This window comes from Rhodococcus sp. Leaf233, from assembly GCF_001426165.1.
GTDB classification, from domain to species: domain Bacteria; phylum Actinomycetota; class Actinomycetes; order Mycobacteriales; family Mycobacteriaceae; genus Rhodococcoides; species Rhodococcoides fascians.
Genome location: NZ_LMRO01000001.1, coordinates 204,093 through 219,482 on the forward strand (window position 1 = coordinate 204,093; position 15,390 = coordinate 219,482).

General features: G+C 64.4%; 15 protein-coding genes, 1 tRNA gene and 1 other RNA gene. 13 read left to right on the forward strand and 4 right to left on the reverse strand.

Going from position 1 to position 15,390, the window contains the following annotated elements; all coding sequences use genetic code 11:
• The first annotated feature begins 31 nt into the window (after positions 1–31).
• Both ASH04_RS00965 and ASH04_RS00970 read left to right on the forward strand, forming a co-directional pair.
• Positions 32–898 (forward strand): alpha/beta fold hydrolase, encoded by an 867-nt coding sequence (locus ASH04_RS00965; RefSeq protein WP_057472541.1) that lies wholly within the window; start codon positions 32–34, stop codon positions 896–898.
• A gap of 33 nt (positions 899–931) precedes the next feature.
• Entirely contained in the window at positions 932–1,549 is a 618-nt protein-coding gene (locus ASH04_RS00970; RefSeq protein ID WP_032384115.1) for a dihydrofolate reductase family protein, read from the forward strand.
• A 13-nt stretch (positions 1,550–1,562) separates the two neighbouring features.
• Here ASH04_RS00970 and ASH04_RS00975 read toward each other — a convergent pair whose 3' ends face one another.
• On the reverse strand, positions 1,563–2,285 hold the full coding sequence (locus tag ASH04_RS00975) for a mycothiol-dependent nitroreductase Rv2466c family protein (protein WP_057472894.1): 723 nt from the start codon (positions 2,283–2,285) through the stop codon (positions 1,563–1,565).
• A 37-nt stretch (positions 2,286–2,322) separates the two neighbouring features.
• Positions 2,323–3,231, reverse strand: coding sequence for a LysR family transcriptional regulator (locus ASH04_RS00980; RefSeq protein WP_094644222.1), 909 nt, complete (start codon positions 3,229–3,231; stop codon positions 2,323–2,325).
• Positions 3,232–3,370: 139 nt separating this feature from the next.
• On the opposite strand from ASH04_RS00980, the gene ASH04_RS00985 reads away from it, so the two are divergent.
• On the forward strand, positions 3,371–4,786 hold the full coding sequence (locus ASH04_RS00985; protein WP_032385966.1) for an MFS transporter: 1,416 nt from the start codon (positions 3,371–3,373) through the stop codon (positions 4,784–4,786).
• Positions 4,783–5,529, forward strand: coding sequence for a 3-hydroxybutyrate dehydrogenase (locus ASH04_RS00990; protein ID WP_032364595.1), 747 nt, complete (start codon positions 4,783–4,785; stop codon positions 5,527–5,529). The genes ASH04_RS00985 and ASH04_RS00990 overlap by 4 nt, the downstream gene beginning before the upstream one ends.
• Before the next feature lie 257 nt (positions 5,530–5,786).
• On the opposite strand, the gene ASH04_RS00995 is transcribed toward ASH04_RS00990, so the two are convergent.
• A tRNA-Ser gene (locus ASH04_RS00995) sits at positions 5,787–5,874 on the reverse strand.
• A gap of 95 nt (positions 5,875–5,969) precedes the next feature.
• Here ASH04_RS00995 and ffs point away from each other — a divergent pair.
• Positions 5,970–6,064: signal recognition particle sRNA small type (ffs, locus tag ASH04_RS26015), an RNA gene on the forward strand.
• A 54-nt stretch (positions 6,065–6,118) separates the two neighbouring features.
• Positions 6,119–7,405, forward strand: a complete 1,287-nt coding sequence (locus ASH04_RS01000; protein WP_057472542.1) for an aminotransferase class I/II-fold pyridoxal phosphate-dependent enzyme — start codon at positions 6,119–6,121, stop codon at positions 7,403–7,405.
• 63 nt (positions 7,406–7,468) lie between these two features.
• Here the strand turns inward: ASH04_RS01000 and ASH04_RS01005 are convergent, their stop codons facing one another.
• Positions 7,469–8,986: an MFS transporter gene (locus tag ASH04_RS01005; protein WP_057472543.1), complete on the reverse strand. Its 1,518-nt coding sequence runs from the start codon at positions 8,984–8,986 to the stop codon at positions 7,469–7,471.
• A 105-nt stretch (positions 8,987–9,091) separates the two neighbouring features.
• Here ASH04_RS01005 and ASH04_RS01010 point away from each other — a divergent pair, with 105 nt between their 5' ends.
• From ASH04_RS01010 to ASH04_RS01040, 7 genes are all read left to right on the forward strand, one after another.
• Positions 9,092–9,763, forward strand: a complete 672-nt coding sequence (locus tag ASH04_RS01010) for a TetR/AcrR family transcriptional regulator (RefSeq protein WP_032392805.1) — start codon at positions 9,092–9,094, stop codon at positions 9,761–9,763.
• A 161-nt stretch (positions 9,764–9,924) separates the two neighbouring features.
• On the forward strand, positions 9,925–11,181 hold the full coding sequence (locus ASH04_RS01015) for a lipase family protein (RefSeq protein ID WP_057472895.1): 1,257 nt from the start codon (positions 9,925–9,927) through the stop codon (positions 11,179–11,181).
• Positions 11,182–11,402: 221 nt separating this feature from the next.
• Positions 11,403–12,056, forward strand: coding sequence for a phosphate signaling complex protein PhoU (gene phoU, locus ASH04_RS01020; protein WP_027494559.1), 654 nt, complete (start codon positions 11,403–11,405; stop codon positions 12,054–12,056).
• A 37-nt stretch (positions 12,057–12,093) separates the two neighbouring features.
• Positions 12,094–12,897 (forward strand): transglutaminase-like domain-containing protein, encoded by an 804-nt coding sequence (locus tag ASH04_RS01025; RefSeq protein ID WP_045841454.1) that lies wholly within the window; start codon positions 12,094–12,096, stop codon positions 12,895–12,897.
• A gap of 34 nt (positions 12,898–12,931) precedes the next feature.
• The gene (locus tag ASH04_RS01030) at positions 12,932–14,158 is read left to right on the forward strand and encodes a hypothetical protein (RefSeq protein ID WP_156394443.1); all 1,227 of its coding nucleotides are present in this window, start codon (positions 12,932–12,934) and stop codon (positions 14,156–14,158) included.
• A 5-nt stretch (positions 14,159–14,163) separates the two neighbouring features.
• Positions 14,164–14,598, forward strand: coding sequence for a hypothetical protein (locus ASH04_RS01035; RefSeq protein WP_048316819.1), 435 nt, complete (start codon positions 14,164–14,166; stop codon positions 14,596–14,598).
• A gap of 163 nt (positions 14,599–14,761) precedes the next feature.
• On the forward strand, positions 14,762–15,337 hold the full coding sequence (locus ASH04_RS01040; protein WP_057472545.1) for an HhH-GPD-type base excision DNA repair protein: 576 nt from the start codon (positions 14,762–14,764) through the stop codon (positions 15,335–15,337).
• Positions 15,338–15,390: the final 53 nt, after the last annotated feature.

Here is a 15,390-nt window from a genome sequence, read left to right on the forward strand (position 1 = left end):
AGTTTTCGCGCAGACCCAGGTCCACACCAGCATGACGACACAGACAGTTTCCGTTCCCGGTGCGACCCTGACGTACGACGTGATCGGCGAACTCGAGCCCGGGGTCACTCCCTTGGTGCTGATCGGCTCACCGATGGATGCGAGCGGGTTCGGGACGTTGGCATCGCACTTCCGCGACCGAGTGGTCGTCACGTACGACCCGAGAAATGTCGGACGCAGTCGACGAGACGACACGACCGCCGCGGTCACCTTCGGCCAGCATGCCGACGACCTGCACGCAGTGCTCACCGCCGTCGGCCATGGGCCTGTGGATGTGTTCGCCTCGAGCGGGGGTGCGGTCAATGCGCTGGTACTCGTCAGCAGATACCCGTCCGATGTCCGGACGTTGGTGGCCCACGAACCACCCGCCGGAGGCACCTTGCCGGATCGCGAGAACATCGCGACCGTGTGCGCAAACATGGTGGCCGCATACGATGCTCACGGCCGCGGTCCGGCCATGGCCCAGTTCATGGCGTTGCTCATGCACGCAGGACCCATCGACAACACGTTCTTCGATCGCCCGACACCGGACCCGGCGCAGTTCGGCCTCTCGGCCGAGGACGACGGAACCCGCGACGACGCCCTGATGTCCAACATGCGCGGCGGCGGCGTCGATTTCGCACCCGACGTCGATGCAATGCGTGCTGCTCCCACCACGGTTGTGATCGGAGTCGGCGAGGAATCCGGCGGTCCCGAGGACGGTCACATCGCCGCTCGCGCAGCGTATTCCACTGCGGCGCTCCTCGGATCGGAGCCGATTGTCTTTCCCGGCGGCCACTCGGGCTTCCTCGGTGGCGAATTCGGTCAGACGGGAAAGCCGACCGAATTCGCCGAGACACTACGGAAAGTATTGGGCTGATCGAGCTTTCGTCCTACAGAACCAGGAGCAATCATGGGCCTCATCACGCTGGAGCTTTTTGCCACCCTCGACCTCGTCGCGCAATCACCCGGAAGCCCAGAGGAAGACCCCGAGAACTTTCCCTTCGGCGGCTGGCAGGCTCCTCTGCTCGACCAGGTTTCGGGGGCGCAGGTCGCCGCCGCGTACGAGGGCACGGATGCGCTCCTGCTCGGGCGGCGCACCTACGACATCTTCGCCGCGTACTGGCCGCACCAACACGATTCGTTCGCAACGTTGTTCAACACGATCCCGAAATACGTGGCCTCCCGCGGCACACCCGATCTGCTGTGGAACGGTTCGACCCAGCTCGGACCGGACCTGGCCGGAGCCGTGCGTGAGATCCGAGATCGACACGACAATATCAAGGTGGTCGGAAGTCTCGATCTGGTGCAGACCCTGTTGCGCGAGAAGCTCTTCGATCGACTCGATCTGTGGGTGCATCCCATCCTTCTCGGAGTGGGAAAGAAGGTGTTCGCCGACGGCACCGTGCCCAGCAATCTGACGCTGCTCGAGCCACCGGCCGTCGACGGCAAGGGCACCGTCTACCTGCGGTACGGCCTCGACACCGGGACCCCGGACGTCGGCAACATGGACGACGTACTGACCGACTAGATCGGAGGGCAATTCACTTCTTCTGCCGTCGGCTCCCGCCGTGCCAATCCTGTTGCACGCCAACCTCGTCCTCCGTCACCCCCAGTGCCTTCAACTGGGGGAGTTCACGCATGCTGCGCTTCATCTCGGCAAATCCAGGGAATCGTGCGAGTCCGATCACGTTGTCCCACAGCGGTACTGCTTCTTCGTCGCTGGGTAGTCGGCTGATCACCGGACCGAAGAACGCCACACCGTCCGGCGGCTCGAAGGTGATGATGGGAGTTCCGACGTCCTTGCCGGTCAGCGACAGCGCATGATCGGTTTCGGCCCGGATCTCGTCGTCGATCGTCGAATCATCGAGTGCTGCAGTGTGACGGGTGGGCAGCCCGACTTCCTCGAGGATCGGCCCGAGGAATGCCGCGGTGCCGCGATGTCCGTGACTCGCAGCGTCGTCGGGCACCGCCTCGGTGTCGAAGATGTGCGTTCCGAGGGCCTGATACAGCGGCCCGACAGCGTCCGACCCATGCTCACGACGAACAGAGGCAGCGGCCCGCAGCAGTCGCAGACCCGCGGTGTGGCCGGCCTCGTACTCGGGTGGGAAATGGGCGTCGTAGTCGATATGCGAGTTGAGCAGGCGAAGCGAGATGAACCGCCAGTCGACGGTGTAGTCGCGCTGGGCCTGAACCTTGCGAACCCATTTGCTGGTCATCCACGCGAACGGGCATACCGGATCGAAATAGAAATCGATATCGGACATCAGGGGACTCTCCTTGTGGGGCATAGGTTCCGTGCGTTCATTTCTCGCCCAGCAGAGCCGAGCGTTGTTCGGTGACCACCGCGCGAATCGCGTCGATCACCGCCGACACTTCGGGTCGTCTGAGAGTTTCGGTGCGAGTGACGAGCCAGTAGGTCAGGGTCACCGCGATGGCGTCGGGCAGGATTCGTTGCAGGTCGGGGTGTCGGTCGGCCATGAAGCACGGCAACAATCCGATGCCTGCCGAGGCTCGTGTGGCCTCGACGTGGACGAAGACGTTGGTCGACGTCACCGATTCGCGCATCGTCGGAGTGAAGTTGGGGGCCAGATCCAGATCGTCGACGTGCAGCATCGAGTCGATGAAGTAGATGAAGGGATGGGCGGCGAGGTCGGCCGGCACCTGCGGTGTGCCGTGCTCGTCCACGTAGGTCTGCGACGCGTACAGACCCAGCACGTAGTCGCCGAGCCGGATGGCCTCCGCGCGATGCACCTGCGGTTGTCCGACGACGATCTCGATGTCCAGTCCGGACCGTTGCCTCGACGCACGTCTGGTGGTCGCGACGATCTCCACCGACACCAGCGGGTGGGTGCGTTGCACGCGAGCTGCCGCAGGAGCTGCGATGTAAGCACTGAAACCGTCCGTGGCCGAGATGCGTACGACGCCCTTCAGCGCACCCGCGTCGCTCGAGACCAGCGTCTGCAGCGCGTTTTCGACGGCCTCGGCAGCGGCCAGTGCGCCGTGCCCCAGTTGGGTCAGTTCCCAACCTCCGCCGGCACGGGTGAGCACTCGTCCGCCGAGGGTGTCCTCGAGTGCGGCGATGCGTCGGGAGATGGTCGTGTGGTTGATGCCGAGGTCGTCGGCAGCGGAGCTGTAGCGTCCGGTTCGACTGACGGCGAGCAGCACCAGCAGGTCGTCGGCACTGGGAACCTTCCCGTCGCCGCGTGTCATGTGTGCAGTTTTGCAGATCGAACCTGCGTCCATGCCTCTTGCGCAGAAAAAGATCTGCACCAATACTCAGACCAACCCCGCTACATGTGTGGTCTGTCACAAACACGAGCACGCAGTGCCGAGCAACACAGGAGAAGCTATGAGCGTCGACCAACCGCTGGCAGAAAGGTCCGAGCCGGACCCCGATGCCACCCCCACGGGCCTGAAGAAGGTCGTCGGAGCATCGATGGCCGGCACCATCGTCGAATGGTACGAGTTCTTTCTCTACGGAACCGCCGCCACACTGGTGTTCAGCAAGATTTTCTTCGCGGCCGGAACCAGTGAGCTCGACGCCATCCTCGCGGCCTTCGTCACCTACGCCGTCGGCTTCGTCGCACGACCCTTGGGCGGCATCGTCTTCGGCCACTACGGCGACAAGTACGGCCGAAAGAAGCTGCTGCAGTTCAGCCTCGTCCTCGTCGGCGGTGCCACGTTCCTCATGGGCTGCCTACCGACATTCGAGGCCATCGGCTACTGGGCCCCGGCACTGCTGGTCACCCTGCGATTCATTCAGGGCTTCGCCGTCGGCGGCGAATGGGGCGGCGCGGTTCTCCTTGTCGCAGAACACAGCCCGAACAAGAGCCGCGGATTCTGGGCCAGCTGGCCGCAGGCAGGCGTGCCCGCCGGTAACCTCCTCGCGACCGTCGCACTGCTCGTCCTGACGACAACCCTGTCCGACGAAGCGTTCCTCAGCTGGGGCTGGCGCGTCGCGTTCTGGCTCTCTGCCGTCATCGTTTTCGTCGGCTACTACATCCGTACCAAGGTCTCCGACGCCCCGATCTTCATCGAGGCACACAAGCAGGCCGAGGTCATCAAGGCCGCGTCGTACGGCGTCTTCGAGGTCGTGAAGCGTTACCCACGTGGCGTATTCACCGCAATGGGCCTGCGCTTCGGTGAGAACGTCATGTACTACCTCGTCGTCACCTTCTCCATCACCTACCTCAAGGTGGAGGTCGGCACCGACACCAGCACGATCCTGTGGTGGATGCTCATCGCCCACGCGATCCACTTCTGCACAATTCCGTTGGTGGGCAGGCTCGCCGACCGCATCGGTCGCCGTCCGGTGTACTTCGCCGGTGCCCTCACCGCGGCAACGTGGGGCTTCTTCGCCTTCCCGATGATGAACAGCGGCCACAACGTCGTGATCCTGCTGGCCATCATCATTGGTCTGATGTTCCACGCCTTCATGTACGCCACGCAGCCCGCCATCATGGCCGAGATGTTCCCGACGCGGATGCGGTATTCCGGTGTGTCCCTCGGCTATCAGGTCACCTCGATCGTCGCTGGCTCGCTGGCCCCGATCATCGCCGTGAAGCTGCTCGACATCTACGGCTCGTCCGTCCCGATCGCGGTGTACTTGGCCGTGGCCTGCGCGATCACCGTGGTTGCCGTCGTCGTAGCCAGAGAGACAAAGGGATTGGCGCTCGAAAGCATCGACATCGCCGACGCCAAGAACCTGGCCACCGAAGCCGAGCTGGCGAAGGCCGGTCTGCTCGATCCGAGTGTAAAGCGGTGACCGACCTGACCGGACGCTCCGCCCTCGTCACCGGGGGAGCGTCCGGCATCGGGGCCGCGTGCGCGCGTGAGCTCGCCGGCCGCGGTGCCCGCGTCACCATCGCCGACGTGAACGACGTCGCAGCAAAGGAATTGGCGGCCGAGCTCGACGGCGAGGTGTGGTCGGTCGATCTGCTCGACACCACCGCGCTGGACGACCTTCGGTTGGACGTCGACATTCTCGTCAACAATGCGGGTATCCAAACCGTCGCACCGATCGTCGATTTCGACCCCGGCGCGTTCCGTCGAATCCAGACGCTGATGGTCGAGGCACCGTTCCTGCTGATTCGTGCGGCGTTGCCTGGGATGTATGCCCGCCGGTTCGGCCGAGTCATCAACCTGTCGTCGGTACACGGACTGCGCGCATCGGAATTCAAGGTCGCCTACGTCACCGCCAAACACGCACTCGAAGGACTGTCGAAAGTGACAGCCCTCGAAGGTGCCGCGCACGGCGTGACGAGCAACTGCGTCAACCCGGGATACGTCCGCACACCGCTGGTCGAAAAACAGATCGCCGATCAAGCCAAGGCGCACGACATCCCCGAGGACGAAGTACTCGAAAAGGTGCTGCTGACCGAGGCCGCCATCAAAAGACTCGTCGAACCCGCCGAAGTCGCCTCACTGGTGGGATGGCTGACCTCCGAGAACGCAGGAATGGTCACCGGGGCGTCGTACACCATGGATGGTGGTTGGTCGGCTCGTTAGATTCAGTGCCGCCCGTCTGCTGCGCCCCCACTTTGGGATCAATGTGGGTTTCAGTCGCTCAGATTGCAACAAAGTCGCATTCATCCGGATCGGGTCGCCGCACCCCACCGGATGAATGCGGCTTTGTTGCACTCAGACGGACTCGAACGCCCATTGATCCGGAGACGGGTGGGCTGATCGGGAGACGGGTGGGCGCGAGCCGGAGCACCCCTCCCTGAACAGCAAGAAGCCCCCGTGACAGGTCACGGGGGCTTCTTTGGCGGAGGATAGGGGATTTGAACCCCTGAGGGCGTTAACCCAACCCGCGTTCCAGGCGAGCGCCATAGGCCACTAGGCGAATCCTCCGTGGGGGAGCTTACCCGGTTACCCCCACCATCTCCCAAATCGGGAGGCGCGAAGGGTGGTGATGCGTTGCCCGATGGGAGGCGGCTACACTTCCTAACGGATCCCGCGCGGCGCGCATCCTGTGAACTCCCCCAGGGCCGGAAGGCAGCAAGGGTCAATGGGCTCTGCCGGGTGCGCGGGGTCCCCTTTATTTCAGTGACATAGACACTGTCCGGGGAACCCAGTCACCGAGAGGCCGCTCCGCATGCCAGCGCAAACCCAGTTGGGTCTGATGAACCATGAGGAGCTCGCCTCCGAGCACGAGCGGCAGAGCGCGAAGTACACGCAGCTCAAAGCCGAGGATCTGAAGCTGGATCTCACCCGCGGTAAGCCGTCGCCCGAGCAGCTCGATCTCGCTGCTGATCTGTTGACGCTCCCCGGCGCGGACTACAAGGACGGCAACGGCACCGATTGCCGCAACTACGGTGGCCTTGCGGGTCTGCCGGAATTGCGTGCCATCTTCGGCGAGTTGCTCGGCATCCCGGTGAAGAACCTGGTGGCCGGTAACAACGCCAGCCTCGAGATCATGCAGGACCTGGTGGTCTGGGCTCTGCTGCATGGGCTGTCGGATTCGCCGCGCCCGTGGTCGGCGGAGCCGAACGTTCGCTTCCTGTGCCCGGCCCCCGGCTACGACCGTCACTTCGCGATCACCGAGAGCTTCGGCATCGAGATGATTCCGGTGCCGATGGGTCCCGACGGACCGGACGTGCACGAGATCGCCAACTTGGTGGCGTCGGATCCGCAGATCAAGGGCATGTGGGTGGTGCCGAATTACGCGAATCCCACCGGTGCCGTCTACTCCGAAGAGGTCGTTCGCGCGCTGGCCACCATGCCTGCTGCTGCGCCGGACTTCCGTCTGTTCTGGGACAACGCCTACGCGGTGCATCCGCTGACCGAGGAGTTCGCGCCGTCCTACGACGTCATCGGGATGGCGGCGGAGGCCGGGTTCCCCAATCGTGCGTTCGTGTTCGCCTCGACGTCGAAGGTCACGTTCGCCGGTGCGGGCGTCAGCTTCTTCGGCAGTTCCGAGGAGAACCTTGCCTGGTATCAGAAGCACCTCGGTAAGAAGAGCATCGGCCCGGACAAGCTCAACCAGCTGCGGCACCTGCGTTTCTTCGGTGACGCCGAGGGGGTGCGGGCGCACATGGCCAAGCATCGCGAGATCCTGAAGCCCAAGTTCGCGCTGGTTCAGCAGATTCTCGAGGACCGTCTCGGTGCGTCGAAGATCGCGTCGTGGACCGAGCCCAAGGGCGGCTACTTCATCAGTCTCGACGTCCTCGAGGGCACGGCCGCGCGTTCGATAGCGCTGGCCAAGGATGCCGGAATTGCTCTGACGGCCGCCGGCTCGGCCTTCCCGTACGGAAAAGATCCGGAAGACAAGAACATTCGCCTCGCCCCAAGCTTCCCGTCGCTCGGTGAGCTGGAGAAGTCGATGGACGGCGTCGCAACCTGCGTTCTGCTGGCCGCGACGGAGAAGCTGCTCGAAGGCTGAACGCATGTGAGTGGAAACTCGTAGCAGGCTACGCGTTTCCACTCACATGCGGCGAAGCCGCTCTCAGTGCCCGACGACGACCGCACCCTCGGGAGCGGAGGGCAACGGCCCCTTCTTCAGGAGCGTGGCCGAGAGCACCGCGCCCAGTAGGAAGATGCCCGACGCCCACCAGAAGGTGGTCGTGTAGCTGGCGATTTCGGCGTTGGCCTGCAGCAGGGCCGCATCGGTTGCCGTCGCCATGTTGGAGCTGACGTAGCTGGTGGCGGCGTTGGCTGCCACGGTGCTCAGCAGTGCGGTACCGATCGAGCCGCCCACCTGCTGCATGGTGTTCACCGTCGCCGACGCGACACCGGAGTCGTCCGGGGCGACGCCGGAGATGGCGCCCTGCATGGCCGGTGCCATGGTGGCGCCGAGTCCGAGGCCCATGATGATCAGGCCGGGCAGGATGTGCGTGACGTAGCTACTGTCCAGATCGATCTGGGTGAGCAGTCCCATTCCGATCGACGCGACGACCAGGCCGGTCGTCATGAGGATCCGCGGTCCGAACCGGGGGAGGATCAGTGCCGTCGACAGTGTCGCGGTGAGGATCAGCGACGCGATCATCGGCATGAACGCGAACCCGGTGGTGATCGGGGTGTACTTCAGCGTGCTCTGCAGGTAGTAGGTCAGGAACAGGAACACCGCGAACATGCCGGCTCCGGTGACGAACACCGCGAGGAAGGATCCGGCCCGGGTGCGGTCCAGAACGATGCGCAGCGGCAGCAGGGGGTGTTCGACGCGCTTCTGGATGGTCACGAAGACGGCGAGAAGAACGACACCTGCCGCGAGGAAGCCGAGGGTGACGGGGTTGCTCCAGCCGTCGGACTCGGCGTGGGCGAAGCCGTAGACGATCGAAAACAGCGCAGCGGAGACGGCGATCGTTCCGGGGATGTCGAGCTTGGGTCGGACGTCGACCTTGTGCTTGGCCAGGAACAGGAAGGCTCCGACGAAGGCGAGCGCAGCGAAGATCAGGTTGACGTACAGGCTCCAGCGCCAGTTGGCCCATTCGGTGAGCATGCCGCCGAGCAGTAGACCCAGTGCGCCGCCGCCGCCGGCGATGGCACCGAAGATGCCGAAGGCCTTGGCGCGTTCCTTGGTGTCGGTGAAGGTGGTGGCCAACAGTGACAGGGCCGCGGGTGCCAGCAGTGCACCGAAGACGCCCTGACCGGCGCGGGCTGCGACGAGCATGCCGAAGTTGACGGCCGCACCGCCCACTGCCGACATCAGCGCGAAGCCGACGAGGCCGATGAGGAAGGTGTTACGTCGACCGAAGAGGTCGCTCAAGCGTCCACCGAGGAGCAACAGGCTGCCGAATGCGAGTGCGTAGGCGGTGACGACCCAGGAGCGGTCGGCGTTGTCGAAGCCCAGATCGAGCTGGGCGGCGGGGAGTGCGATGTTCACGATGGTCGCGTCGAGCACGACCATGAGCTGGGCCAGTCCGAGTGTGGCGAGAATCAACCAGCGATTCCGGTGCGCACGCTCGTCCGCCGGTGTCGTGGTCGACGTTGAGCCGTCCACGTTCTCCGATGAAAGGGTGGTCATGGTGTCCTCGGTTCGACTATGCGGAGGTGTATCCTCCGGTTGTAGGGCAAAGGTAGCAGCTAAGTGGAGGAATGTCCTCCGCTTATCGGGTGAAACGGACATCGAATGAGTGTGAGAGCGGACACAGCGGCATCGAAGCCCCTACGGGCGGATGCCGAACGCAACCGACGCCGCATCGTGGACGCGGCTCGCGAGCTGTTCGCTTCCCGCGGTATCGACATCACGCTCGACGACGTCGCCGCGCACGCCAAGGTGGGCGTCGGCACCGTCTATCGCCGCTTCTCGTGCAAGGAAGAGCTCATCGACGGCGTCTTCGAGCAGCGCCTCGAAGGAATGCTCGCCAGTGCCGAACGCGCCCTCGAAGCGGAAGATCCCTGGAGTGGGTTGGTGGGCTTTCTCTCGGACGTATGCGAGGAAATGGCGTCCGACCGCGGCCTCGGTGATGTGGTCCTCGGGTCGGACGAGGGGTGTCGCGGCATCGCGGAGATGCGCCGACGGATCGATCCGTTCTTCGCGAAAATCGTCGATCGCGCCCTCGAATCCGGTCAGCTGCGTCCCGATGTGGCCGTCACCGACTTCTATCCGGTGCTGGGGATGATCGGCTCGACCGTCGAATTCTCCAGTCATGTCGATCCCGCGAACTGGCGTCGGTACTTCACGGTGCTGCTCGACGGCCTGCGCGGTGATTCGGTACCCCGATCGGATCTCCCCGGACGTCCCTTCACCGACGACGAAGTGGATACGGCGAAGGCGGCCATGCACGGTCGCCGCCGCTGACTGGTGATTCGTCCAACTTCGGTCTGTACGTTGTGTGCGCCGTCACGTAAGGTGCGTCACGGTAAGTGCTACGCGGGGTAGCGCACACCTGGCAGCAGGTGTTCAGACGTTGGGGGTTCGATTTGCGTTCGACGCGTGTCTTCGGTTCGGCCGTGGCAGTGATGGCAGTGTTCATGGGGGTGACTGCGCCGACCGTGTCGGCAGCACCGTCGACGGGTTCGACCGTCGAATCCGACTTCTACATTCCGCCGAGCCCGCTGCCTGCAGGCGCGGCGGGCGACGTGATTCGTTCCGAGCCTTCGCATCTCGCGCTGTCGGTGCCGGGCATCGGCGGCACCCTGCCGGGTGAGGCAACCCGAATCATGTACCGCAGCACCGATTCCAACGACGACGCCAACGCTGTCACGGGTACCTACATCGACCCGGCCGCCCCGTGGACCGGTCCGGGGCCGCGCCCGCTCGTGGTGTTGGCACCGGGAACGCAGGGGCAGGGCGATCAGTGCGCGCCGTCCAAGATGCTCAACAACGTCATCACCTACACCCCGCCGCTCGGATTCATGGTCGAGTACGAGGTACTGGCCGCGTATTCGCTTCTCTCCCAGGGCTATGGCGTCGTGATCACCGACTACGAGGGTCTCGGCACGCCGGGCGCGCACACCTATGTGAACCGCGCGTCCGAGGCTCATGCAGTGCTCGACGCGGCCCGCGCAGCTCGGCAGCTGCAGGGCACCAAGATCTCCGGCGACGGCCCGGTCGCGGCCTACGGCTACTCGCAGGGCGGCGGAGCTGCCGCAGCGGCGGCCGAGATCGCCGATGAATACGCCCCGGAACTCGATCTGGTCGGCACCTACGCAGGAGCGCCTCCCGCGGATCTGAAGGCGACCCTCGAACAGGTCGACGGCACCATCCTCACCGGCGTGATCGGCTACACCCTCAACGGCCTGCTCAATTCCGACCCCGGTCTGCAGCCGATCGTCGACGAGAACATCAACGACGCAGGAAAGGCCATGCTCAACCTGGTCGCGAATCAGTGTGTCGGAGAGACGATTCTGAACGTCGGGCTGCACCGCACCAACGAGTACACCAAGACCGGCGAGCCGTTGTCGGTGGTGCTGGACAGGTTGCCCGTCGCGCAGGAAATCCTGGCCAAGAACAAGATCGGTGAGCGTACGCCGAATGCCCCGGTACTGATCCAGTCCGGTACCTCCGACGACATCGTGCCCCACGGTCAGGCCGTCGAACTGGCCGGCGACTGGTGCGGCAAGGGTGCAACAGTGCAGCTCAGTTCCGCGCAGGTCCCGGCTATCGTGCCGGGTTCCGGTGCCGGGCATCTGATCCCGGACATCCTCGGTCTCGGCGAAGCTCAGAGCTGGATCAAGGATCGCTTCTACGGAGTGCCCGCCCCGTCGAATTGCTGATCGGCAACCGATGATCGAACGGCCCGCGCTCACCGAGCGCGGGCCGTTCGGCGTTCCCTCCCATGTCGGCCATCGATTCGTGTTCAGCAGGCATGACCGACGTCACACCGTTGAGTTCTCCAACGAGCCCACAGCGGTGTGAGGGTGTAGAAGGATGCGCAGCAGGGTACTGCCCTGCAATGCCCTGAGGTTGGGCTGTCGAGCGGTTGGGGTGAGTGAACATGCGGGACAGTTACACGGAGGCGCTCGACACGTTGGCGTCGGAGCTGTCCGAAATGTCGAGAATCGCGGAACGAGCGATGGCTGATGCCACGCGCGCGCTGCTCACCGCCGACATCGTGCTCGCCGAGCAGACGATCGAGTACCGCGAAGAGATCGACACTCTCGCCGTCGAATGGGAACACGAGGCCTTCGCTTTCCTCGCTCGACAGTCACCGGTTGCTCACGATCTGCGCCGTGTCGTGTCCGGGATCAACATCGTGGCCGACCTCCAGCGCATGGGTGGACTTGCGGTGCACATCGCCGAGCTGGCCCGCCGCCGTCACCCCGCACATGTGCTGCCGCCCGAGGTCGAGGGCGTGTTCACCGAGATGGGTCGGGTAGCCATCGCTCAAGCGGAGGCGACCCAACGGGTGCTCGAGACGCGGGACGCCGAACTCGCCGCGAGTCTGCGAACGCAGGACGAGGAGATGGACGCACTGCACCGCAGCCTGTTCATGTTGACCTCCGCGCCCGACTGGCCGCACGGTGTACCGGCCGCCGTCGACATCACGTTGCTCGGCCGCTTCTACGAGCGGTATTCCGACCACACTGTCGAGGTCGCGAAACGGGTCATCTTCCTGGTGACCGGAGCGCGCCCCACCGACGAGTCTTAGTCTGCGAGAACCGCTCGGAGATGGCAGGATCGGCACGATGAAACGTGACGTCTCCGCGTACCTCGATGTCGATGTGACCGAGGCCAGCACCCTCGAGTTCCAGATCGCGATCGCGCCGCACCCAGGAACCGAAGTGTGGGAAGCACTCTCGTTCACACTCGACGGCCAGCCCGTCGAAGCGCAGGAAATCAGTGGCGCGCACGGCACCCGCATCCACAAGCTGCACGCCGACGTCGGCAAGCTCGAAGCGTCGTACTCGGCGACGATCTACGGCAATACCGACCCGGCACCGGTGTCCGATTACGACCTGTCGCTGTATCTGCGGCCGAGCCGCTACGCCGAGGCGGACAAGTTCTTCGGTTTCGCCGCAACGGAATTCGGCTCGTACCCGCCGTCGGAGAAGCTGCTGGCCGAGGTGTCGTCCTGGGTGGGAGCCCGGCTGAGCTACGTTCCCGGAAGCAGCGACCCCATCGACGGCGCCGTCGACACCCTCCTCGCCGGTGCCGGGGTGTGCCGCGACTACACCCACCTCGTCGTCGCACTGCTCCGCGCAGTGAACGTGCCCGCTCGACTCGTGGCCGTGTACGCGCCGGGCTGCGATCCGATGGACTTCCACGCGGTTGCCGAAGCCTTCGTCGAAGGACAATGGCGAGTGGTCGACGCCACCTGCCTCGCGCCGCGATCGACCCTGGTGCGCATCGCAACCGGACGCGACGCAGCCGACACCGCATTCCTCGACAATCACGGCGGATCGATCATCCTCAACAGCGCCGTCGTCGGAGCCGTCGTGGATGGGCCGCTGCCCTTCGACGACATCACCCAGTTGGTGTCGATCACCTGATCCGGTCGCTTCGAGGCGCGTTAGGCTGCGGCCCGTGCGAATGTCGTTGTGGCGTGGTGGTGTGTGGACCGATGCGATCGTCGTCTGCGTGGTCGTAGCCGTCGGTGTCGTTGCCGCAGGTCTCACCCACCAGCCGATGGGGCAGTCAGGATATGTCAGTGAGCCTGTCGAATACCCTGTGGACATTCCGGGCTGCGAATCCGTGGAGCCGCCCGAGGAAGAGCAGTTCTACGGTGTATTCACCTCAGGCCAGGAGAGCTACGACAATCCCGCTTACCCTTGGCTGACGTCGAAGAAGGCGCACGCAATGTCGATCGCAGCGCGCGACGCCCTCCCCTCGCAGGTTTCCCTCGTTGCCGGGTCGTCGTTCTGGCCCGGCGGTGATCCACTGGTCTTCCAGCCGGTAGCCAGCGCGGACGCGGCATACGACCCCGGTACCTCCGCGGACGCGGAGGTCACACGCGACGGAGTCGAAGGTTCGCTGACGGTCAACGTCACCCGCGTCGACGACGGTCCGAAGCCCTGCCGAGCCGGCTGGCTCGATGCTCGCGAAACACTCTCCGACGGAACCGTCGTCGACACGCGGGACACCTGGGACGAATTCGACGGAGACCGCTCCCATACCAACTTCGCGCGCGTGTACGCACCCGATGGTTCCGTCGTCGTAGCGTCGTCATCGGACCAGAACGCCGATTTCGAGACCACCGGTACCGTGCCACTGTCGATCGAGGAGTTGCGCTCGATAGCGCTGCGGCCGGAGTTGCTGTGGTCCACACCGGTTCCGATCGACACGCCTCCGCTCCCGATTTCATGCGACACCAATTCCGAGGGCGCAGGGCAGTTCTCGTCTCAGTCCGTCGATCGCCTCAACGCGTCGCTGGACGAGTTCTGGCGAGCGGCCCAGCTTCCAATCGAACTCGACAGACCGCTGGGCTCGATGCGAACCTCCCCGTCGGGATCGGCCGGAGCGTGCGGAGCCGTGATGGTCGGCGACGGCACCCTGACGATCAGAGTGATCGACGCGGACTTCGAGCCCTCCGAAAACCCCTGGGGTGCGCTGACATTGCCTGACGGATCGCAATTCCGCGACGACAACCCCGGCGCGAGTGCAATGACTCTCGACGGTGATCCGATCGAGGACATCACGTTGGTCAAACCGTCGGGCACCCGCGTGGACGTGCAGATTGCGGCTCGCGCAACCAGTGTCGACCGACCACTTCTGCAGGCAATCGCGCTGGCTGTAGCCGGTTCGGTCGACTGAGAATCGTGATCTTCATTGCCGGATTCATGATCGTGGTGGTGGTATCGATTGCGGCTGTTCGTTCACGTGACGGCCTGTCCAAGGCCGCCGTCACTCTGGTGTGGTTCCCCCTCGGCATTGCTTTCCTGACCATTTGGGCGTTCAGCTATCGGTGGGCAAACCAATCAGGTTGTCGCGAAGCCTTTCCCGAGTATTTCGGGTACCGGCCGCCGGATTACGAGGTGGAGCCGTTTCCCGTCGAGGACCGGCAGACGTGGTGGCCTCTCGGTCGAGAATGCGTCGGCCGCGACTCCGATACCGGCACCGTGATCGTCGAGCACACTGGCTGGGTAACAACGATGATCGTGTATCCAGCCTTGACCTGTGCGGTGGTCGCACTGACTGTCGTCGTAGTAAGACTGTCTGCTCTCGGGCGACGCGCCGGCCGTGCGCGGTCGTGAGCTCCTGACGTGTCCGCCGGCCTGCACGGCGAACTGTATTGGTTTGATCGGGCGGGTTCTCGAGAGAATCCGCGGGCTTGTCACTGCTGCCTCGCGCGCCACTGAACCGGCTTGTGGGAGCAATCGTCATCCACTGTAGATGGCGCGTGGCAGGATCGAGCCCATGTCTCGCACTCTGAACCTCGTCGGCGATCCGGAGGCCGATGCATTGCTCGCCGAGGATCCGTTCGCGCTGTTGATCGGCATGCTTCTAGATCAGCAGGTGCCGATGGAATCCGCCTTCGCCGGGCCGAAGAAGCTCGTCGACCGCCTCGGTGATCTGAAGGTCGATACCGTCGCCGACGCCGATCCGGACGAGTTCGCCGCATTGTGCGCGCAGACCCCTGCCGTGCATCGTTTTCCCGGCTCGATGGCCAAGCGCATCCAGGGACTCGCCGCATTTCTGGTCGAGAACTACGACGGCAAGCCGCAGGAAATCTGGACCCGCGACGACCCCGACGGTGCCGAGGTTCTGAAGCGTCTCAAAGCACTTCCCGGCTACGGCGATCAGAAGGCGCGCATCTTCCTCGCGCTGCTCGGCAAGCAGATGGGCGTGACGCCCGACGGGTGGCGAAAGGCCGCCGGAGCGTACGGCGACGAGGGTGCGCGTCGATCCATCGCCGATGTCGTCGACGAGAAGTCCCTGCTCGAGGTACGCGAATTCAAGAAGGCAGCGAAAGCGGCAGCCAAGAACAAATAAGTCTGTCGGTGCCCGTCGGTACGTTGTGGCAGAACTTGCACCGGGGGGACGAG